Origin of the sequence: Bifidobacterium lemurum (assembly GCF_014898175.1) — a bacterium.
In the GTDB taxonomy this organism is placed as follows: domain Bacteria; phylum Actinomycetota; class Actinomycetes; order Actinomycetales; family Bifidobacteriaceae; genus Bifidobacterium; species Bifidobacterium lemurum.
Map to the genome: position 1 here is coordinate 2,926,585 of NZ_CP062948.1, position 20,557 is coordinate 2,947,141.

Genomic DNA, 20,557 nt, shown 5'->3' on the forward strand with positions numbered 1-20,557 from the left:
AGCTTCAATTAACGGCTGTGATGCTGTTGATTATCCGCTTCGGATGGTACAAGAACGTTACCGACCCTCTGGCGTGTCGGCTTGTTATGTGAGATACTGCACGTCATTTTCCGTGAGGAATACGGGCATGCTGCGCGAGGAGCGGGAAGGCCCGTCGGGCTTCATCCGACGAAGTCGCATTTGCGGACCAACCTGTCTTACAGGCAGACCAGCCCGCTCATCCCCGCGCCTACTCATCCCGTATCTGCATATGCCTCGGCACCAGTCTGGCCACATGCGGGGCGACGAACAGGCAGAGGAAGAAGATGATGGCCGCCCCCACCAGCGCGAGCAGCGTGGCGACCAACGTGCTGCCGGTGGGCAGATGCAGGGCGAAGAAGCTCGCCACGAAGGGGATGAACATGCCGACCACGCCGGCCGCGGCGAAGAAGACGACCAGAACCCCTCGCCAACTATTGAGCGGCTGCGCCACCCGGGCGAGCACGAACACGCCCATCACGAACAGGATGATCGCGCTGGTGGATCGCAGGGCTGCCAGATCGGCGTCGGAGTTGACGATGTCCCATCCCATGATGGGAGGCAGGAACCATGCCGCGCACAGCACCGACAGGCCGGTGGCCACGCCGCCCGGCAGGGCGAAATGCACGACGCGTTTGAGGAATCCGGGAATGTAGCGGCGCGTGTTCGGCGCGAGCGCGAGGATGAACGCGGGCATGCCGATGGTCAGCGCCCCCACATAGGTGATGTGGCGGGGCAGATAGGGATATGGAATCGCCGTGAGCACCACGCCGAGCGAGATCAGCGCGGAGTACACGGTTTTGACGAGGAACAGTCCGGCGACGCGTTCCATATTGGCCATCACCTGACGGCCGCGCGCCACCACGTCGGGCAGATGGGAGAATTTGGAGTCGACGAGCACCACTTGGGCCACGGCCTTGGTGGCGGGGGCGGCGTTGCCCATGGCGATGCCGAGATCGGCCTCTTTGAGCGCCAGCGAATCGTTGACGCCGTCGCCGGTCATCGCCACGACGTGGTCTTGCAGGTGCAGCGCCTCGACGATGGCCTTCTTCTGGTCGGGCAGCACGCGGCCGAGCACGTCGACGTTCTCGAGCACGCGGGCGAGCTCGGCGGTGTCGGCGGGCAAGTCGCGCGCGTCCATGGCGACCGGTTCGCGATCTCCGGTAAGGCGCACCTTGCGGGCGATCGCGCCGACCGTGACCGGGTTGTCGCCGGAGATCACACGGCAGCGCACACCCTGCTCGCGGAACCATGCGAGCGTTTCGGCGGCATCGGAGCGGACGCGTTCGGAGCACAGCACCAGCGCGACGGGAACGCCGGCGGGGTCGAGGCGCGGATTCTCCCCGAAGTCGGCGGGGACGGCCGAGTCGGAGCGTACGATAAGCAGCACACGGTTGCCGTCGTCGGCATATTCGTTGACTTGGGCGAGGATGTCGCCGTGGTCGCCGTCCAACGCGGAGAGCAGCACCTCGGGCGCGCCCATAGTCCAGGTGAGGTTCCGGGACGAGTCGAAGGATCTGACGATGGCGCTCCATTTGCGCTCCGAGGAGAACGGGATCCGTTCGGAGACTTCGCCGGCCGTGTAGCCCCGCTCCCCCAGCCCGGCCAGCACGGCTTGTCCGGTGCCGTTCGGGCTTTGCTCGTTGGCCAGATCGTAGAGCGCCTGCATGGCCGCCCGCTTATCCGTTTCGGCGCGATCGCCCAGCATGACGAGTTCGGAGAAGGCGATGCCGCCGTCGGTGATGGTGCCGGTTTTGTCGAGGTTCAGGCAGTCCACGCGCGCCAGCGTCTCCACCGACTCCAACTCCTGCACCAGCGTGTTCTTGTAGGCCAGGCGCATGGCGGCCACCGCGAAGTTCAGCGAGGTGAGCAGCACCAATCCCTCGGGGATCATGCCGACCACACCGGCCACCGCGGAGACGACGGCCTGCCGCCATTCGCCGGTGGCGAGCGCCGTCTGCCATCCGCCGACGGTGCCGATCTGCGACCAGACCAGCAGCACGCACAGCGGCACCACCAGGAAGGTCATGAATTTCAGGATGGTGTTGATGCCCTTGTTGAGGTCGGAGACGGTTTTCTTGTACACCTTCGCCTGCGCGGTGAGCGTGGCCGCGTAGGAGTGTTCGCCGACCGCGTTCACACGCGCGAGCGCCAGGCCGGAGACCGCGGTGGAACCGGAATAGACCTGTTCGCCTTCCGATTTGCGTACGGTGCGCGATTCGCCGGTGAGCATCGATTCGTCGAGTTCGAGCCCCCAGGTCCGTATGATTTCGGCGTCGGCCGGCACCTGTTCGCCCGAGCGGATCCACATGAGGTCGTCGAGCACGATCTCATCGTGCGGCACTTCGACGTCCCGCCCGTCGCGGCGGACCAGAAAATCGGAGGCCACGAGAATCGACAGCCTGTCGAGGGTGCGTTTGGCTTTGAGTTCGGTGACGATGCCGATGCCCGTGTTGACGATGATGACGAAGCCGAACACCGCGTCCCTCCACGACCCGGTGATCAGCACCAGCACCATCGCGGTGAGGATGATGCCGTTGAACAGCGTGAACACGTTGGCCCGCACGATGTCGAGCACCGACCGCGAGGTGGAGGTTTTCACCTTGTTCGACTGTCCCGATTCGACGCGGGAGGCGACTTCGGCCGAGCTCAGGCCGCTCTGGTCCGTCTGGGGCATGGAAAGACTTGCGCTCATGACTCCAGCCTAGCGTGTGTCGGACGTCTCAGCTATCAGCCTATGGGCGGATTCTCATGATAGGGGCATCACTGCTCGAGATTTGTGGTGACCATCAGTTCGCGTTCGTGCGGATCGTCACGCACGATGGTCATCAGCGCCTCGTCGATGGGCGTGGCGTCCGCGGCGCGGTCGTTGACCTTCCACGCGACCGCGTACAGGGTCTCGTCGGCGGGCGGCTGCTGGGGGTTGAGCAGGGCCACGGGGATGCCGGCCTCGCGGGCCTGGCCTAAGACCTCGTCCCATGATTGCGCCGTCTCGTCGGTGACGGCCAAGCCGCTGACCACCACCACGTCGACCGCGCGGGCGACCATATCGAGCACGGCGTCCTGCGCGGTCTGGGTGGTGTCGTTCACGGATTCCACGGAGGCGTACGCGGTGGCGATGCCGCCCGTATCCAACGCGTCCAGCACCAGCCGGTCCGTGGCGATGTCGCCGCTGCCGACCAGTCCGGCTTTGGTGTCGGCCCGCCGGTTCGCGTCATGCTCCACTCGAGGCTCCGTTTCCTTGGCGTCGCCGACCGCGGCGTTCGGCGGCACGCAGGCGGCCAACGACAGCGCCGCGGCCGCGCACGCCGATGTTCCGAGGATTCGTCTGATCGCTGCTATGGCACGCATGATCACCTGCGGAATAGGGCGACGGTTTCGACATGGTGCGTCATCGGATAGATGTCGTAGGCGCGGATATCCGCCAGACGGTAGCCTTGTTCGATCAGGGTGGCGGTGTCGCGGGCGAGGCTGGTCGGATCGCAGGCCACGTAGACGATGGCCCGTGGGCCGGCCGCGGCGATCTGCCGGCAGACTTTGGCTCGCGCGCCGGCGCGCGGCGGGTCGAGCACCACCACATCCGGATGTTCCAGATGCGCGGGGACCCGGTTCAGAGTGGCCGTCACGTCGCCGCATCGGGCGTCGACATCGGAAAGATTCATACGACGCAGGTTGCGTTGCGCATGCTTCACCGCGGTTTTCGCGCCTTCGACGCTGAGCACGCGCGTGCGTTCGGCGATGCGCGTGGCCAGCGGAAGGGTGAACAGGCCGGAGCCGGAGTACAGATCCCACAGGCAGGCGGCGGTCGCGCCATCCAACTCCCGCTTGACCAGATCGATCACATGGTTGGCGAGCGCCACCGGCGCCTGGCGGTGCACCTGCCAGAAGCCGTTGGCGTCGACCTCATAGGCGAAGTCATGCCCGTCGATGCGGGCGATTTCGGTGAGCGTACGCGATCCGGCGGCCAGTTCGCCGTCGACGAGCACGGCGTAGTTCGACCCGACCACGGCGTTCTCCATACGCGGTTCGGGCACCGAGAGGCGGATCTGCGCGCCCGGCTCGTAGCCGCCGTCCCACACATGCTCCGCCTGGGCCACGTCGAGCAGCGTTTTAGTGGCCAACGGCATGGTGTTCAACGGCACGCGCACATGCGTGCCTCGCCGGCGCATCGAGGGCATGCCGTTCTCGTCGGCGATCATTTCGATGCGAGTGCGCCAATGCAGTCCGCCCAGCTCCTCGTCGCCTTCCGCGCGTTCGATGGGCACCGCCACCTCCACATGCCCAAGACGGCTCATCTGCTCGGACACGGTGACGGCCTTCCACGTGAGCTGCCCTTCCAGACCCACATGCACCAGATCCGCGCCGCCGCAGCCGCCGCCCATCGCCAACGGCCCGGCCAAAGGCCAGACCGGTTCGACGCGGTCCTTGCTGGCTTCGATCACGTCGACGACCTCGCCGGTCCAGAACCGCTCGTCGCGGTCGCAGGGCTCGTCGAGTTTCACCCGCACCAGTTCGCCGGGCAGGGCGAAACGCACGAAGACCACGCGTCCATCGATATGGCCGACGCAACGGCCCTGATCGGCGTATCGTTCGATTCGGATTTCGGCTTCCATAGGTTTTCCCTCTCAGCGCTTCGCCGCATATGCGTATGAGGCGGAAGCGTCTTGTCGTGGTGGTCAGTCGGAGGTCTCGGCCTCATCGGCGACGGGTGGCGCCGCCGATGCCTTGGCGTTGTGCCGATGCAGGGGCGTGGCGATGATGAGATAGGACACCCAGATGGCCAACGCCCAGAAGGGGATGCCCATCAGCAGTCGGGCGGTGCCCAGCAGCGCCACGTTATTCGTCAGATACAACGGCACCTGCACCGCCAGCCGTGCGACGAACAGTCCCATCCACAGGGCGGTGACGATCATATACGCGCGTTTGAGCGCGGCATCGTCCATCCAGTCGTGGAACCACGCGCGGAAATGCTCGGTGGGCAACTGGCGGATGAATTCGACCACCAGTCCAAGTCCCGGAACCCGGGCGATCAGCGACGCCGCCAACAGCACGGCGTACACCGCGTTGGTGAGAAAGCCGAACATGTAGTAGTCGCGCGCCTCATGCGTGCGCCACGCCCAAATCAGGCAGATGCCCACCGCGACCATGCCGCTGACCGCGCCCATCACGGACTGGCGTTGGATCAGACGGACGATCACCTGCACCACGGCCAGAGCCGCGGAGACGCCGATCGTCAGATTCAGGTCGGAGGTCACCACGAAGAGCACGACGAACACGAATCCCGGCAGCATCGACTCCACGACGCCGCGGGGGCCGCCGATCGCGTCGAGAACGGAGAAGTCCTCGTCGGCGTCGGCGCTCGCCAACGCGCCCAAGCCGGTGCGTTTCGTTTCAGCCATATCGCCTAGCGGATTTCGGAGAACATCGGACCGCGGGACAGGGTGGTTTTCACTTCGGTCTGCTGGTCCTGGTCGAACGGGCCCTTGGGCTGGTCGGGGATGTTCTTGAGATGCTTGTCGTCCGCGTTCTCGCCCTCCTCTCCTTCGGCCTTGGCTTTGGCAGCCTTGCGTTCGGCCGGGGAGACGGGCGGATGCATGGGGATGAGGTCGCGCGGGGCGAGCGGCTCCTCGCCGCGCTCCACCACGATGTCGGCGAAGAAACGGTTCAGGGCTTCGGTCTCATCGGCGTCAGCGTCGACGGCGGCCTTGCCGGAGAAGATGCCGCGCAGCATCCAACGCGGGCCGTCCACGCCGACGATGCGGGTGGTGACGGTGCGTCCGCCCTTGACATGGACGGGAAGCTTCAGTTCGGTGCCGAATACGCCCTCCGCCTCGCTGGCGGTGGAGTTGGCCTCCAGAAGGTCGGCTCGCACCTCGTCCCACAATCCCATGCTCTTGGGCGCGGCGAAGGCTTCGATCTCCAAGCTGGAGGAGCCGTAGGTGATGGTGGCGCCGAGGATCTGCTTCGAGGAGCGGTTGGCCTTGATGCGCAGTTCGATGCCCTTGAGGAACGGCAGATAGTAGGCGCCCAAGTCGAGGTAGTCGTCGTAGTCGGGCACGTCCTCGTCGTTCACGTCCCATGGGCCCCGGGTCTCGCCGCGGCCTTCGTAGAACGCGGAGGGCTCGGGCAGCACGACGATGCCGTCGACCGATTCGCCGCCTTCGGGTTCGGTGTCCTCGGCCAGTTCGTCGTCGGCCTTCACCTCATCGTCGACGACCGCGTCATCCTTGGCCTTCTTCTTGCCGAATCCAAACAGTCCCATTGGTTATCCTCGTTTCAGTAGGGCGGTGTGGTGCAACCGTGACAAGCCTAGCACTTACGCTTGGAAACACCTGAATATTCATCCATCGTCACAACGCTTTGACCATTTCGGCATCGCCGCCGACGGAATCCCGACGTTTGAAGGTCCATGTGGTTACAGCGTCGTCGGGAACGGTTCTCACACGTCGTAGGTGACGCTCAACGGCGCGTGGTCGGACCAGCGGGCCTCGTAGGTGGGAGCCTTATCGATCACGAAGCCGCGCGCGGTCTGCGCGAGCTCCGGCGTGGCGAACTGGTAGTCGAGACGCCAGCCCACATTGTTGTCGAAGGCGCGTCCGCGTTGGCTCCACCACGTGTACGGGCCTTGGATCTCGCCGGCAAGGTCGCGCATCACATCCACGAACTCGTACTCCCCCAGCCAACGGTCCACATAGGCGCGCTCTTCGGGCAGGAATCCGGCGTGCTTTTCGTTGGCCTTCGCGTTTTTGATGTCGAGCGGCGTGTGGGCGATGTTGAAGTCACCGCACAGCACGGCCTGCCTGCCGCCGCCGGCCGCCTCGTCGCGCAGTTCGCCCAGACGCGCGAGCATCGCGTCGAGGAAGCGGTATTTCTGCTCCATTTTGACCGGATCATCCGTGTTGCCGGCGTGCACGTACACGCAGGCGACGGTCAGCCCATAGCCCTGCGGCGTGGTCACGTCCGTCTCGATCCATCGTCCGGAGTCCACATCCTCGTCCAGTCCGGCGAGTCCGTACCGGGTGTCGGTGACGGGCAGGGCGCTCAGCAGGCCGACTCCGGCGCGGCCTTTGACGCGGCACACCTCGTTGACGCGCGTGAGTTCGCCGGGAGCGGCTATGCGCCCGGCAGCCATGTATCCGAAGGCGAAGGCGTCGTAGATCGGATCAATCTCCTCCTGCGGCGCACGCACCTCCTGCATGCACCACACGTCGGGCGTGTTGCGCTCCGCCCATTCCTCGATGCCTTTGCGCCGGGCCGCGCGGATGCCGTTCACATTCGAAGTGGTGATGGTGATCATGGCACACGACCTTAGCAGCGAGACGCGATACCGGCCGCGGATACGAGCGGACCCCGGCTCCTCCAATCGAGGAACCGGGGTCCGTCAGAAGACGCCTGGCCGGGCGGATCAGTCCAGACCGAGCTGGAGCTTGCCGCCGGGGATGGCGTCGAGCAGATCCTGCGTGTACTGCATCTTCGGATGTTCGAAGACCTCGTCGGTGGTGGCGTGCTCGACGAGTTTGCCGTGCTGCATCACCACGACCTCATCGGCGATCTGGCGCACCACGGCCAGATCGTGGGTGATGAACAGGTAGCTCAGGCCCTTTTCGGCCTGCAGGTCGTTGAGCAGGCGCAGCACCTGGTCCTGCACGAGCACGTCGAGGGCGGAGACGGCCTCGTCGCACACGATCACATCCGGGTCGAGCGCCATGGCGCGCGCGATGGCGATGCGCTGGCGCTGGCCGCCGGACAGCTCGTTGGGGTAGCGTCCCATCACGGACTCGGGCATCTCCACCATGTCGAGCAGCTCGCGAACACGGTCGCGGCGGCTCTTCTTGTCGCCGATGCCGTGGATGCGCAACGGCTCCTCGATGGAGCGGTAGATCGAATACATCGGGTCGAGCGAGCCGTAGGGGTTCTGGAACACCGGCTGCACGTGGCGGCGGAAGTCCAGCAGCTCCTTGCCTTTGAATCCGGCGATGTCATGTCCCTCGTAGGTCACGGTGCCGGCCGTGGGCTCGAGCAGCTTCAGCACCATGTTCGCCACGGTGGACTTGCCCGAGCCGGACTCGCCCACGATGGCCATGGTGGTGCCGCGCTTGACGGAGAACGACACGTCGTCCACCGCCTTGAACAGCTCCTTCTTGCGCGGAAGCTTGAACTCCTTGGTCAGATGGTCGACGACGATGATGTTCTCGCTCTTCTCGAGCTGGGCCTCGTCGGTGACGTGGTGCTCCATTAGCTTCGACGCGTCCTCGCCGCGTTCCTTCGCGGAGATGATGCGCTGCGAGGCGAGCGAGGGGGCGGCCGCGACCAGACGCTTGGTGTAGGGATGCTGCGGATGCTGCAGCACCTCCAGGGAGGGGCCGGATTCGACGACCTGGCCCTTGTACATCACGACGATGTGCTGGGCGCGTTCGGCCGCGAGTCCCAGATCGTGGGTGATGAACAGCACGGCGGTGCCGAGCGAGTCGGTCAGATCGTGCAGGTGGTCGAGGATGCGCTTCTGCACGGTCACGTCGAGCGCGGAGGTCGGCTCGTCGGCGATCAGCAGATCGGGGCGGCAGGCCAGGCCGATGGCGATCAGCGCGCGCTGGCGCATGCCACCGGAGAACTCGTGCGGGAACTGGCGCGCGCGGGTGGCCGCGTCGGGCAGGCCGGCCTCGGAGAGCAGGCCGGCGATGCGGTCCTCCATGGTGGAGCCGGTCACATACTGCTTGGCGATGGCCCAGGCCTTCTCATCGGCCACGCCGGCCTTGATGAGGTCGTCGGCCACGCGCCAACGGGTTTCGGAGCCCGGAACCCATTCCTCGGCGAAGTACTTCATCGAGTTCTCGGCGCGTTCACCGGTGAGGCCCACTTCGGCGATGGCGGCCTTGGCGGCCTCCATCAGCGCGGGCAGCTCCTTGGAGCCGATGAAGGTCTCGTCGTCGTTGCCTTGGATCTCGACCTCGTCGCCGGCCAGCGCCTGGGCCAGGGCGGCGCGCTTCTCGTGGGCCACGTCCATGCCGTTGGCCGTGAGCGCCTCCTTGACCTGGGTGCCGATGCGCCACACCGGGTTAAGGTTGCTCATCGGATCCTGGGGCACCAGACCCATTTTGGAACCGCGCAGCTTGTCGAATTCCTTCTGCTTGAAGCCGGAGATCTCCTGGCCGTCGAGCTTGATGGAACCGCCGACCACCTTGCCGGTGCCGGGCAGCAGGCCCAGCACGGCCATGGCCGAGGTGGACTTGCCCGAGCCGGACTCGCCCACAATGGCCACCCACTGGCCCGGATAGACGCTGAAGGAGGCGTTGCGCACGGCGTGCACGGAGCGCTTGTCGTCGGTGGTGAAGTCGACCTGAAGGTCCTTGACCTCGAGCAGGGGGCCCTGCTGGCGCTGCAGCTCCTCGATGGTGATGGCGTTCTTGGTGTTGCGTGTTGTTTCGCTCATCGTTTCCTCCGATCAGGCCGTACGGCTCTTGGGATCCAGCGCGTCCTTGACGGCGTCGCCCATCATAATGAAGGCGAGCACGGTGATGGCCAGCGCGGCGGACGGGTAGAACAGCACGGCGGGGTTGGTGCGCAGCAGGCTGCGGGCGCTGGAGATGTCGGCGCCCCAGCTGACCACGGTGGTGGGCAGGCCCAGACCGAGGAAGCTCAGCGTGGCTTCGGAGACGATGTAGGAGCCGAGCGAGGTGGTGGCGATCACGATGACCGGCGCCAGCGAATTGGGCACCACATGGCGCGCGAGGTTGCGCAGCGGCGTGGAGCCGAGCGCCGTGGAGGCCGTGTTGAACTCGAGGTTCTTCGCCTCCATCACGGAGCCGCGGGCGATGCGGGCGAACGACACCCAGCCGAAGAGCGCCAGCACGAGCACGACCTTCCAGATCGAGGAGGAGGTGCGGAACATCTGCAGCACGACGATGGCGCCCAGCAGGAACGGAATCGCGTAGAAGATGTCGGTGATGCGGCTGAGCAGCGCGTCGACCCATCCGCCGAAGAAGCCGGCGAGGGCGCCGATGACGCCGCCGACGATGGCGACGATGATCGTGGTCAGGATGCCGACGCTCACCGAGGTGCGCGCGCCGTAGATCACGCGGGAGTACACGTCGCAGCCCTGCAGGTCATAGCCGAAGGGATGACCGGCCGAGGCCGGATCCTGCGAGAAGTTCAGATCGCAGTAGGTCGGGTCCTGCTTGGTGAACAGCTGCGGGAACAGCGCCACGATGAGGATGAAGATGATCAGGATGCCCGAGATGATGAACAGCGGGTTCTTACGCAGCGTGCGCCACGCGTCGGCCCACATGCTGGTGGCCGGCGCGGACTCGTCCACGGAGTCGACCTGCTGCAGCGGGGTCTCGTCGATGGGTGCCACATAGCGCTCCTGTCCGGGCAGAGCCTTGCTTGCGGAGGGGAAAGTCGAATTGTTCATGGTTTCGTCCGTCATTGTTCCTCCCCTTGTCACGCGTACCGGATGCGCGGGTCGAGCACCGCGTAGAGCATATCGACGATCAGGTTGCACACCACGAAGATGAGCACCAGCAGGGTCACCGTGGAGACCACGATGTTGCTTTCGCCCTTGAGGATGCTCTGGTAGAGCAGATAGCCGACGCCATGGATGTTGAAGATGGTCTCCGAGATCATCGCGCCGCCCATCAACGCGCCGAGGTCGGCGCCCAGATAGGTGACGACCGGAATCAGCGAGTTGCGCAGGATATGGCGGGCGATCACGCTTTTGTTGCTCATGCCCTTGGCACGGGCGGTGCGCACGTAGTCCTCGGCGATGTTGGAGGAGACCTCGGTGCGGGTCAGTCGGATGATGTAGGCCATCGACACGGAGCCGAGCACCATGGCCGGCATGAGCAGGTCGATGAAGCCCGGGTCGCTGCCGGCGGTCACGGGCAGCAGGCCCCACTTGACGCCGACGAAGTACTGCAGCACGAAGCCGGTGACGAAGGTCGGCACGGAGATGAGCAGCAGGGAGACGACGAGGATGACGGTGTCGTACCACTTGCCCTTCTTCAGGCCGGAGATGATGCCGAAGACCACGCCGAAGATCGCCTCGAAGACGAAGGCCATAAGCGCTAGCTTGATGGTGACGGGGAACGCGCGGCCGATCTCGCTGATCACCGGCTGTCCGGAGAACGTCTTGCCGAAGTCGAGCGTCAGCGCGTTCTTGAGGAACAGCAGGTATTGGATGACGAACGGCTTGTCGAGATTGTATTCGGCTCGAATCTGCGCGGCGACGGCTTCGTTCACCGGCTTGCTGCCGAACATCGCGGCCACCGGATCGCCGGGAAGCGCGAAGACCAGCGCGTAGATCAGCAGCGTGGTGCCCAGCACCACCGGAATCATCTGCAGAATGCGCCGCAGGAGGTATCTGCCCATGGGCCCTCTCCTTTTCACATGATGTCGTAAGTGGATCGGATGACCGTCCCATGCATGCCGCGCGTTCCTCCATGGAACGCGTGACCCGCATGACGGCGGCCAGCCATTGACTGCATGAAAGTGTACCAGTTCATAGGACGTATGAAACTGCGAAAACCCAAAACGGGGAAACAAGGACAATCCTCATCTCCCCGTTTTGGTTTTCTGATGGTTGTCGTCAGGCCTTGAAATCAGGGCCTAGACGGCTTCAACTCACTTGGTGAGCTGGTAGTAGATCGGCAGGTTCTTCCAGTTGAAGGCCAGGCCGTTCACGCCGAGGGCGGCGACGCCGTTGGCGTTGCTGTAGTACAGCGGGACGGCGGGCATGTCCTCGAAGAGGATCTGCTCGGCCTGCTGGTACAGGGCGTTGGCGGACTCGGTGTCGGTCGCGGAGGCGGCCTCGGTGATCAGCGCGTCGAACTCGGGGTTCTTGTAGTCGCCGTCGTTCGAGCCCAGACCGTCGGCCGCGGACGTGGTGTACAGCGGCTTGAGGTAGTTTTCGGCGGACGGGTAGTCGGGCTGCCAACCGGTGCGGAAGGCGGATTCCATGGTGCGGTTGGAGATGGACTCACGGAACTCGGAGAAGGTGGCGATCGGGTTGGTCTCGCACTGGATGCCCAGAGCGTTGGTGATGGAGTTCACGATCGCGTCGTAGATCGGCTTGGCACCACCATCGGCGTTGTAGGCGATGGTGAGCTTGTCGTTGTCGTTGTCCCACGCGTTGATGGCGTTGGCCTGCTCCCACAGCTCCTTGGCGGCGTCGGCGTCGTAGGTGAGCACCTCGCTGCCTTCGAGGGAATCGGAGTAGCCCGGCATCGCCGGAGCGGTGAAGTCGGTGGCGGGGGTGCCGACGCCGTTGAGCACCTTGTCGACGATGTTCTGACGGTCGATGGCGCGGGAGATGGCCTGGCGACGCAGGTGGCCTTCCTCGTCGTCGGCGAAGTGTTCCAGATCGGACGGGAAGGTGAAGGTCTGGATCACGGAGCCGGCCTCGTTGTAGGCCTGGACGGTCTCATCGGTTTCGAAGGTGGCGGTGGCGGAGGACGGCACGGTCTCCATCACGTCGAGGTTGCCGGCCTGCACGTCGGCGTAGCCGGCCTCGACGTCGGTGTAGACCTTGAAGGTCACGCCGTCGTTCTGAGCGGGCTGCGTACCCTTGTAGTCGTCGTTCTTGACGAGGGCGATTTCGGAGTCGTGCGTCCAGTGGTCCAGCTTGTACTGGCCGTTGCCCACCGGGTTCTCGCCGAAGGCCTCCGGGTCGTCGTAGAAGGACTCGGGCAGCGGGGCGAAGGCGGTGTAGCCCACCTGAATCGGGAAGGTGGAGCTCGGCTCGGTGAGCTTGACGGTGAAGGTGGTGTCGTCCACCACGGTCAGGCCGGAGAGCTGCTCGTCGCCGGTGAGGTTCGCGGTGTCCTGCAGGGCCTCATAGCCTTCGATGATGTTGAAGAAGCCGGAGTTGACCAGGCCGTTGGCGGCGTTGGCCACGTAGCTCCAGGCCTTGGTGAAGGACTCGGCGGTGACGGGAGTGCCGTCGGTGAAGGTCCAGCCGTCCTCGAGGGTGATGGTGTATTCGGTGTTGTCCTCGTTGGCCTCGATGGACTCGGCGACCTCGTTCTCGGCGTTGCCTTCGGCATCGAAGGCAACGAGCTTGGCGAACAGCAGATCGATCGGGTTGCCGCCGCAGGTCTCGTTGGTGTTGCCCGGGATCAGCGGGTTCTGCGGCTCGCAGCCGTAGGCGGTGATGATGCTGTCGGAGGCGGCGTCGCCGGAGTTGCTGGCGCCGCAGCCGCTCAGCAGCAGGCCGGTGGCGCAGACCGCGGCGGCGAAAGCGAGAGCTTTCTTCTTCATATGGTTTCTCCTATTCATTGGGTTGCGGGGATTCGCACCCCGCTTCACGCAAAAATGGGGCTCCGCCGGTTGTGCCAGCGCCACCCCTTTGCTTGATTGATTGTCAATTGTGCCGCACAAGCGCGACAGGCACAATCGCCATCTCGAAATATGCCCGTTTCATTGCGTCACTTCGGTTTTTGCGCAAGGCTCATAACGAATTCACGCGGAAAACCCACGAATTCCACAGGTTGATATGGCACCTTTGCCGGAGACATCCGGCGCTGCCGCCGAGACGAGCCTCCACCAATGTTACTGTTATGTTAATTCTCCTTCCATAGAACGTCGCCTTTCGCGCTCCGCGTAGGCCAATCGCTCACGAAAGGTGCCGCACGATGAACGTCAACGCCTCGAACAATCCCCTTACGCCCATACGCGATACCGACATGCTGTTGCGCATGTTCGCCGACGCGCTGGGCCCCTTCGACCTGCGCGACGGGCGCGCGGCTCTGGAGGAGTGCGCGCGCCACGCGGCGATGCTGCGGCGTGAGATGGGCTGGACACGCGCGTTGCCCGATGACGTGTTCGTGCATTATGTGGCATGGCCGCGGGTCAACAACGAGCGTCTCGTCCCCTGCCGCGAACGGATCTGGACGGAGCTGTGCGGGCGCGTCCAAGGCTTGGATATGGAGCATGCCGCCATCGAGGCGAACTATTGGTGCGCTGAGCATGTGACCTACGCTCCCACCGACGGGCGGACCATCTCGCCGGCCGGCGCATTGAACCGCGGCGTCGGCCGGTGCGGCGAGGAGTCGACGCTGCTGGTCACGGCGCTGCGCTCGATCGGCATCCCCGCCCGGCAGATCTACACGCCGCGCTGGGCGCACTGCGACGACAACCACGCCTGGGTCGAGGCGCGCATCGACGGCGTATGGCGGTTCATGGGCGCCTGCGAGCCGGAGGAGCGGCTCGACCGCGGCTGGTTCGACCGCGCCGCCACCCGCGCGATGCTGGTGCATACGCGCGTGTTCAGCGACTATTCGTGCGGCAACGTGAACGTCTCGCGTTCGGCCGGCGGCGACGGATACGAACTGTTGGAGAACGTGACCGACCATTACGCGCCCGTCACACGGCTTACGGTGCGCGTGACGAAACATGACGGAACGACGCCGGCGCGCGGGGCGACCGTGTCGTTCCAACTGCTCAATATGGCCGAATACTCGACGATCGCAGCCCTCGACACGGATGATTCGGGGACGGCGTCGCTGACGTTGGGCAAAGGCTCCGTGCGCGTGCACGCCGCGTATGGCGACAGCTTCGCCGAAACGACGCTGGACACGGCACAGGTCTCTTCGGTGATGCTCACATTGGACGACGAGTCCCCAGCCCCGGACGGATGGCGGCTGACCGATCTGACCGCGCCTCCCTCGAACGCCTCGCGCGCCCAACGGTTGACCGCCGACGAACGCGCCTGCGGTGCGGCGCGCGCCGCGCGGGCGGAGGCCATGCGCGTGGCCCGATTGGAGGATTTCGCGCGGCTTTCGAGCACCGGCGACGCCCGTATGGACGGGCTTCTGTCCGAGGCCGGCGGCAACTGGCCGACGGTAAGCGCCTTCCTGATCGCCGACGATGACGCCGACCGTCTCGAACTGGTGCGGGCCTTGCGAGCCAAGGATCTGGCCGATGTGACCGGCATGCAGTTGCGTGACGCCTACGAATGCGCCAAGGTCGTGAGATCCGGCACGTTCTCGCGTTGGCTGGCCGACATGGATGACGACGAGGCGCGCGAAATCTGGCGCGAATACGTGCTCAACGCCCGGGTGGACGACGAGGAGCTGACCGAACACCGACTCATGCTGCACAACCGCCTCACGGCCGACGAGCGGAAGCGCCTGCGGACCGACCCGCAATCGTTGTACCGGATGTTGGCCGATTTGGACGAGTCGATGGCCGGCCCCGGCACGGCACCGCCCGATCCGGACGCGGCCGCGTCAGCGCATAACGCGCTTGAGCCCGCGCTGCCGTTGGATATCCGGGACACGCCTTTGCGTCGCGCCATCGCCTTCGTACGCGCGTGCCGCGCGCTGGGAGTGCCCGCCAGACTCGACCCCCAGAACCGACTGCCGCAATGCTTCGACGGGTCGGATTGGCGAACCGTTCCGCACACCCCGCCCAACCGCAAGGATGGAGCCATGTCGCAGGCAATCCCATCACCAACGGCCGCCCCGCCTGCGGTCCTGCGGCTGCGCGCCGGCGAGCGTACCTCGCCCCGCTACGCCGCGGATTGGACTCTGGGCAGGCTGTGCCAGACCGACCATGGATTGGATTACACATCGCTGGACCTCACCGACCATCCGTGGCATGACGGATGCATGACGGTGACGTTGGACGCCGGACGGTATCGCCTCATCACCACCACCCGTCTGCCCAACGGCAACCAGCTGGCCGCTGAGCGCGTGTTCGACGTCGTCGAAGGCGACGAGGCGGATATCGAACTGCTGTGGCGCGAGCCGCGCGAGGACGAGCTGGTGAACCGCATCGAACTGGAGGAGGTCGCGCTCACCGCGGACGATGGCGCGAAACGCACCCTGCGCGGTCTTATGGACGAGCATGGGCGGGCCGGATCGCCGGCGGTGCTGTGCGTGCTCGACGCGAACGGCTCCGAACCCAGCATCCATGTGCTCGACGAGCTGCGCGCGTATCAGGAGCGCGTCGGGCAGGCGGGCGAGGAGCACGGCCCCACGCTGATCGTCGCGACCTGTCCGGAAGACACTCCGCCGGCGAAGGCGATCGTCGACCAGCTGGACCGTCTCCTCTTGCCGGTCACGCGCTACGGCTGCGAGGCGGCGATCGCCGAACGGCTGGCGCGCATCACCTTCGTCGATCCGGAGAAGCTGCCGCTGCTGGTCGTGGCGCATGGCGAGCATGCGAAAACGGTCGCCACCTACGCGTGCAGCGGATACAGCGTGGGATCCGTGGAGCTGGCCGTCCGCTTGGCCTCTCGGTAAGCCGTGCGAACGACGCGCGGGGGCGTTTGATGCGCCCCGTCGCTTCGACTGGCCGAACGCGTCTTACGCGCGGGGGAAGGCCTGTCCGTAGCGGGCTTTGAGCTGTTCGATGGACACATGCGTATACCGTTGCGTGGTGCGCAGCGAGGAGTGGCCGAGCATCTCCTGCACCTCGCGCAGATCGGCGCCGCCGTCCAGCAGATGGGTGGCGGCGCTGTGCCGCAGGGCGTGCGGGCTGATGTCGGGCACGCCGGCCTCGCGCGCGGCCCGGTGCACAACCTCGCGCGCGACGCGTTGGTCGAGCCGTCCTCCACGCTGCCCCACGAACAGCGCGTCGCCGGCATCATCCGGTTTCCGCGCGCCATGCGAGGAAGCGAGCGCCGCACGGGTCATGGCGCACCGACCGTGCTCCACCCAATCCTGCAGGGCGTGCGAGGCGGGCACGCCGAAGGGCACCACCCGCTGTTTGTTGCCTTTGCCCATCACCTTCAACGTATGGTTGGCGAAATCCACGTCGGCGACGTTCAATCCCACCAGCTCGGCCACGCGGATGCCGGTGGCGTACAGCAGTTCGAGAATCGCCGCGTCGCGTAGGGCGACCGGCGCGGTTCCGCGCACGGCTTGCTGCGGCGAAGCCGTGGCGCGCCGCTCGGATGTCGCCGCGGGAGCGCCCAGCAGTTGTTCGGCCTGCGATTCGGTGAGCACCGTGGGCAGCGTGTCGGGGATTTTCGGCGTCATCAGCGTGGCGGCCGGGTCGGCGGCGGTGACGCCGTGGTCATGCGCCCATGCGAAGAACCCTCGGACCGCCACCGTTTTGCGTGCCATGCTGCTGCGCGCGTGCGAGCGAGACTCGTGGGCCATCCAGCCGCGCAGATCCTCCAATGTGATCTCCGACAGGTTTTCGATGCCCCGCGATTCCAACAATTGCAGGCATTCCCCCACATCGGAACCGTACGCCTTGCGCGTGTTCTCGCTCAAGCCACGATTCGCTTTGAGATAGGAGAGATACTCGTGCAGCTGTTCATCGAAACGCATGGCATCGTCTCCCCTCCCCTGATGTTCACGGTATCCGCCAGCTTACCCGAGTATTCTGATGAATAGTCGGACATCGTCGTTTCACGAAAGGGGCTTATCATGGCGCTGCCACAGGAGATACCGGCTGGATCGCGCATTGTGGTGCGGGTGATCGACGGGGTCGACCCGACCGACCATCGCACCAAATTCCGTGATTTCGTGGGGCACGTGCGCGCATGGGACGGCCGCACGCTCGAGCTGACGCGCGACGCGGCGGCCAACGGATCACGCCCGGCCCAGCGCGTGTCCATCGAAGCCGATGTCATCGCCACCATCAAACCCGTTCCCGAACGCCCCGACATCCGCCCGTGAGGTGATGGTCGGTCCCGCAAGTCTCACACGCGCGAGCGCACGGACACGCGCATCTCACGGTCGTCCACGACGGCGACGATATGCTCGCCGCGCAGGGCCGACTCCAACAGCGCTCGCTGCCATCCGTCATGGGGAATCGCCAGCGGTTGCGTCGCAGCGGATTCCGCCTGCCCTGCGGCGGCATCGGAGATATCCTTTCGCGTGTTCGCCGCCGCCTTGTAGTCCCTGAACGGCTGGCCCGCGGCGAAGAACTCCGTCAATGCGTCCGCGTCCCCATCATGCAGCTGGTCGGCCACGGCGTTGAGTCGCGTGGCCATATGACGCAGCAGGGTTTCGACGTTGGCCGCGTCCTCTTCGATCATCGCGCGCGTGCGATCGGGATCGGTGAGCGCCACGCGCGTCATATCGCGCCATGAGCCGGCGGCCAGCGCGGCGGCGATGTTGCGGATGGGGTCATCCACCAGTTCGTTGATCAGCGCGGTGGCGACCGCATGCGGCATGTGGGAGATCAGCGCGGCGGCGCGGTCATGGGTGTCGTCGTCGAGGACGATCGCCCTGTCTCCCACCGCGTCGACGACGAACCGGGCCACGGCGAGGAAACGATCATACGCCGTGTCCGCGTCGACGGTAATCGCCCACAGGGCATCGTCGTAGAGATGCGGGTCGGCCGCGCTCCAGCCGGAACGCTCGTTGCCGGCCATCGGATGAGCGCCCACATACCGACTCCCCAAGCCGGCGGCCTCGACCTGTTCGCGCACCATGCCCTTGACGCTGCCCACATCGGTGAGCGTGACGTTCGGGCATGCGTCCAACAACGGTTTGAGTTCGGCGAGGATGGCGGGCATGGCTTTGAGCGGATTGCACAGCACCAGCACGTCGGGGTTCGCGGCCACGAGCCCGGCGAGCGAATCCTCACAGATGATGCCGTCGCGGCGCGCCTGCTCGTACGGATGCGGGCGGTGGTTCCATGCCACCACCGTCCGTCCGCGGTCGACCAGTCTGCGGGCGAGCGATCCGCCGATCAGTCCGAGTCCGACCACGCCGATGACGGACGGATCGCCGCCTGATGGCGCTCGATGTTCGATGGCGTTCGTCTTCTCTACCACAGCAACTCCCTTCTCACCGCGTCGTCATGGTCGAATCCTTCGGGCAGACGCGCGTCGTCGAGATGCACGCCGCCTTGGGGCAGCATCCAATCGTCGACCGGCGGGTTCGGCCGCTCCCGGCGCGGATACACGGCGAGGGTTTTCACCCAGTCGCCATGCTCGGCCACTTCGGTGAGCACGCTCTGGAAACGCTGCTGCCATGGCGCGGCGTCGATGGTGACGATGAAGCTGTAGGTGCCGTCATGGCCTTTGATCGGGCGGGAGATGAAGCTGGTCATGTTCAGGCCGGCGTCGCGCAGCACGTCGAGCAGGTCGGCCAGCACGCCGGGTCCGGTGCTTAGGGGAATGAAGGTGATGATGGTCTCATATTCGGCCACCTCGTCCTCGCGCGCGTGGGCGAGCAGCTCCATCACCGTCACGCGGGGGGCGAGCACCAGGAACTCGGTGTGGGCGCCCTGGTAGTCCTGCACGCCCTTGGCGACGGTGCGCAGACCGTACAGCGGGCCGCAGATGCTTGGGCCGAACGCCATCTGTCCGGGTTCGAGGTCGCGGCAGGCGGCGGCGTTGGAGCTGGCCGGCTCGGGGACCAGACCGTATTCGGCGATGAAGCGCTTGCATTGGGCGAGGCCGTGCGAGTGCGCGCTGACGGTGGCGCCGCGCAGGGCGCGGAGAGCGGCGGCGTCGAGTGGTTCGGAGGGTGGGATTCCTCGACTGCGCTCGGAATGACGGGAGGGGGACTCGTCGGAGGGACGGTCGGAACGGTCACGCACGAAGGCGTCGAAAGTGATGTCGACGCCGACGCGGGCGAAGCCGGCGATGTCGCGCGAGTCGATCAGAGCGTCGAGATTCGGCACCACATAGCCTTCGACGTTGTTCTCCCACGCGATCACACCCCAGGACTCCCCCGATTCCACGGCCCGCATAATCGACGGCACATCGGGCGCGGCAATCAGTTCGGGGCGCGTTCCCTCACAGAGCGGCGCGAGCATGTCGGCCGCCGTCATGGCGGCCTGATGCGTGAAGGTGCCTTCCGGACCCAAATAGGTCAGCGTTATTCCAGTCATAGGCCTCACTGTACCCGTTCACGTCCGCGCCCCGCATCCGGACACCCGCATCCGCGGACATCACCGTCGAGACGTGCGGGCCGGGCTATTGATCGTCGTTGGCCGGCTGAGCATCGTCACGGTGTTCCGCGTCCCGGTCGATGACGGTTCTGGGAGGGACCACGAACCACCGGTCGGGCATCAGCGCCATCGCCACCTGAATCGCGATCAGACCGTACAGCCAGATGTTTCCCGCGTGTTCGCTGAAGAACGGCAGTTCGGCACTGAATCTGATCACGATCAGCGCGTTGGAGCTGGTGGTGCTCAGCGCCACACCCCACGCGGTGGCCGACGAGGCAATCAGATGCAGCGCCAGCCCGCTGACGTCGAGCCGGGCCCGCGCGCACCATGCCGACAGTCCCATGACCGCGAACGCCAGCGCAAGACCGTAGGGAATATTGGACGACGCGCCCATGCGGTGGGCCAAGGTGCCGATCAGAGCCGAACCCGCGCCCGCAAGCAGGGTGACGGCGATGCGCACCGCGGCGTTCTGGCGGTGGCTCCATGGCAGCAGGGCGTTCTCGGAGGCGATGTCGGATTGAGTCATACCCGTCAGTGTAGCGCCCCCATAACAAAACATCCTCTCTTTTCCAAGAGAGGATGCTGGAAACCTATTCACGTCATTCCGGATCACAGACCCGTCATTCTGAGCGGAGCAGCCGTGCCAACCCGCGTCATCCCGAGCGAAGTCGAGGGATCTCAT

General features: G+C 65.5%; 16 protein-coding genes. 2 read left to right on the plus strand and 14 right to left on the minus strand.

Translation table 11 applies throughout. From position 1 onward, the window contains the following. Positions 1 to 229: 229 nt before the first annotated feature. The 10 genes from BL8807_RS11720 to BL8807_RS11765 all read right to left on the minus strand — a co-directional run bounded on the left by BL8807_RS11720 (position 230) and on the right by BL8807_RS11765 (position 13,272). Positions 230 to 2,713, minus strand: coding sequence for an HAD-IC family P-type ATPase (locus BL8807_RS11720; protein WP_072725269.1), 2,484 nt, complete (start codon positions 2,711 to 2,713; stop codon positions 230 to 232). Positions 2,714 to 2,781: 68 nt separating this feature from the next. After that, positions 2,782 to 3,369, minus strand: a complete 588-nt coding sequence (locus BL8807_RS11725; protein ID WP_072725267.1) for a hypothetical protein — start codon at positions 3,367 to 3,369, stop codon at positions 2,782 to 2,784. A 2-nt stretch (positions 3,370 to 3,371) separates the two neighbouring features. Continuing rightward, complete coding sequence (locus tag BL8807_RS11730) at positions 3,372 to 4,631, minus strand: class I SAM-dependent RNA methyltransferase (RefSeq protein ID WP_072725265.1); 1,260 nt, start codon at positions 4,629 to 4,631, stop codon at positions 3,372 to 3,374. Between the two features lie 63 nt (positions 4,632 to 4,694). Continuing rightward, positions 4,695 to 5,417 carry a DUF3159 domain-containing protein gene (locus BL8807_RS11735; RefSeq protein WP_072725263.1) on the minus strand — a complete coding sequence of 241 codons (723 nt, stop codon included), beginning with the start codon at positions 5,415 to 5,417 and terminating at the stop codon, positions 4,695 to 4,697. Between the two features lie 5 nt (positions 5,418 to 5,422). Beyond that, positions 5,423 to 6,280 carry a DUF3710 domain-containing protein gene (locus BL8807_RS11740; RefSeq protein WP_072725261.1) on the minus strand — a complete coding sequence of 286 codons (858 nt, stop codon included), beginning with the start codon at positions 6,278 to 6,280 and terminating at the stop codon, positions 5,423 to 5,425. Positions 6,281 to 6,457: 177 nt separating this feature from the next. Next, positions 6,458 to 7,315 carry an exodeoxyribonuclease III gene (locus BL8807_RS11745; RefSeq protein ID WP_072725259.1) on the minus strand — a complete coding sequence of 286 codons (858 nt, stop codon included), beginning with the start codon at positions 7,313 to 7,315 and terminating at the stop codon, positions 6,458 to 6,460. A gap of 108 nt (positions 7,316 to 7,423) precedes the next feature. Beyond that, positions 7,424 to 9,448, minus strand: coding sequence for a dipeptide ABC transporter ATP-binding protein (locus tag BL8807_RS11750; RefSeq protein ID WP_072725257.1), 2,025 nt, complete (start codon positions 9,446 to 9,448; stop codon positions 7,424 to 7,426). A 12-nt stretch (positions 9,449 to 9,460) separates the two neighbouring features. Further along, positions 9,461 to 10,444, minus strand: coding sequence for an ABC transporter permease (locus tag BL8807_RS11755; RefSeq protein ID WP_072725255.1), 984 nt, complete (start codon positions 10,442 to 10,444; stop codon positions 9,461 to 9,463). A 14-nt stretch (positions 10,445 to 10,458) separates the two neighbouring features. Then, positions 10,459 to 11,385 carry an ABC transporter permease gene (locus tag BL8807_RS11760; protein ID WP_072725253.1) on the minus strand — a complete coding sequence of 309 codons (927 nt, stop codon included), beginning with the start codon at positions 11,383 to 11,385 and terminating at the stop codon, positions 10,459 to 10,461. Between the two features lie 252 nt (positions 11,386 to 11,637). Further along, positions 11,638 to 13,272 carry a peptide ABC transporter substrate-binding protein gene (locus tag BL8807_RS11765; protein WP_072725252.1) on the minus strand — a complete coding sequence of 545 codons (1,635 nt, stop codon included), beginning with the start codon at positions 13,270 to 13,272 and terminating at the stop codon, positions 11,638 to 11,640. Positions 13,273 to 13,646: 374 nt separating this feature from the next. On the opposite strand from BL8807_RS11765, the gene BL8807_RS11770 reads away from it, so the two are divergent. Next, positions 13,647 to 16,259 carry a transglutaminase-like domain-containing protein gene (locus BL8807_RS11770; protein ID WP_072725250.1) on the plus strand — a complete coding sequence of 871 codons (2,613 nt, stop codon included), beginning with the start codon at positions 13,647 to 13,649 and terminating at the stop codon, positions 16,257 to 16,259. A 63-nt stretch (positions 16,260 to 16,322) separates the two neighbouring features. Here BL8807_RS11770 and BL8807_RS11775 read toward each other — a convergent pair whose 3' ends face one another. After that, positions 16,323 to 17,294, minus strand: a complete 972-nt coding sequence (locus tag BL8807_RS11775) for a tyrosine recombinase XerC (protein ID WP_072725248.1) — start codon at positions 17,292 to 17,294, stop codon at positions 16,323 to 16,325. Positions 17,295 to 17,393: 99 nt separating this feature from the next. Between BL8807_RS11775 and BL8807_RS11780 the strand changes: the two genes are divergently transcribed. Then, entirely contained in the window at positions 17,394 to 17,645 is a 252-nt protein-coding gene (locus tag BL8807_RS11780) for a DUF6725 family protein (RefSeq protein ID WP_072725247.1), read from the plus strand. Positions 17,646 to 17,668: 23 nt separating this feature from the next. Here the strand turns inward: BL8807_RS11780 and BL8807_RS11785 are convergent, their stop codons facing one another. The 3 genes from BL8807_RS11785 to BL8807_RS11795 all read right to left on the minus strand — a co-directional run bounded on the left by BL8807_RS11785 (position 17,669) and on the right by BL8807_RS11795 (position 20,401). Continuing rightward, positions 17,669 to 18,751 carry a prephenate dehydrogenase gene (locus BL8807_RS11785; protein ID WP_226847384.1) on the minus strand — a complete coding sequence of 361 codons (1,083 nt, stop codon included), beginning with the start codon at positions 18,749 to 18,751 and terminating at the stop codon, positions 17,669 to 17,671. Next, positions 18,745 to 19,815, minus strand: a complete 1,071-nt coding sequence (locus BL8807_RS11790) for a prephenate dehydratase (protein ID WP_072725245.1) — start codon at positions 19,813 to 19,815, stop codon at positions 18,745 to 18,747. Before BL8807_RS11790 ends, BL8807_RS11785 begins: the two co-directional genes overlap by 7 nt. Before the next feature lie 85 nt (positions 19,816 to 19,900). After that, positions 19,901 to 20,401: an alcohol dehydrogenase gene (locus BL8807_RS11795; protein WP_072725243.1), complete on the minus strand. Its 501-nt coding sequence runs from the start codon at positions 20,399 to 20,401 to the stop codon at positions 19,901 to 19,903. Positions 20,402 to 20,557 lie beyond the last annotated feature (156 nt).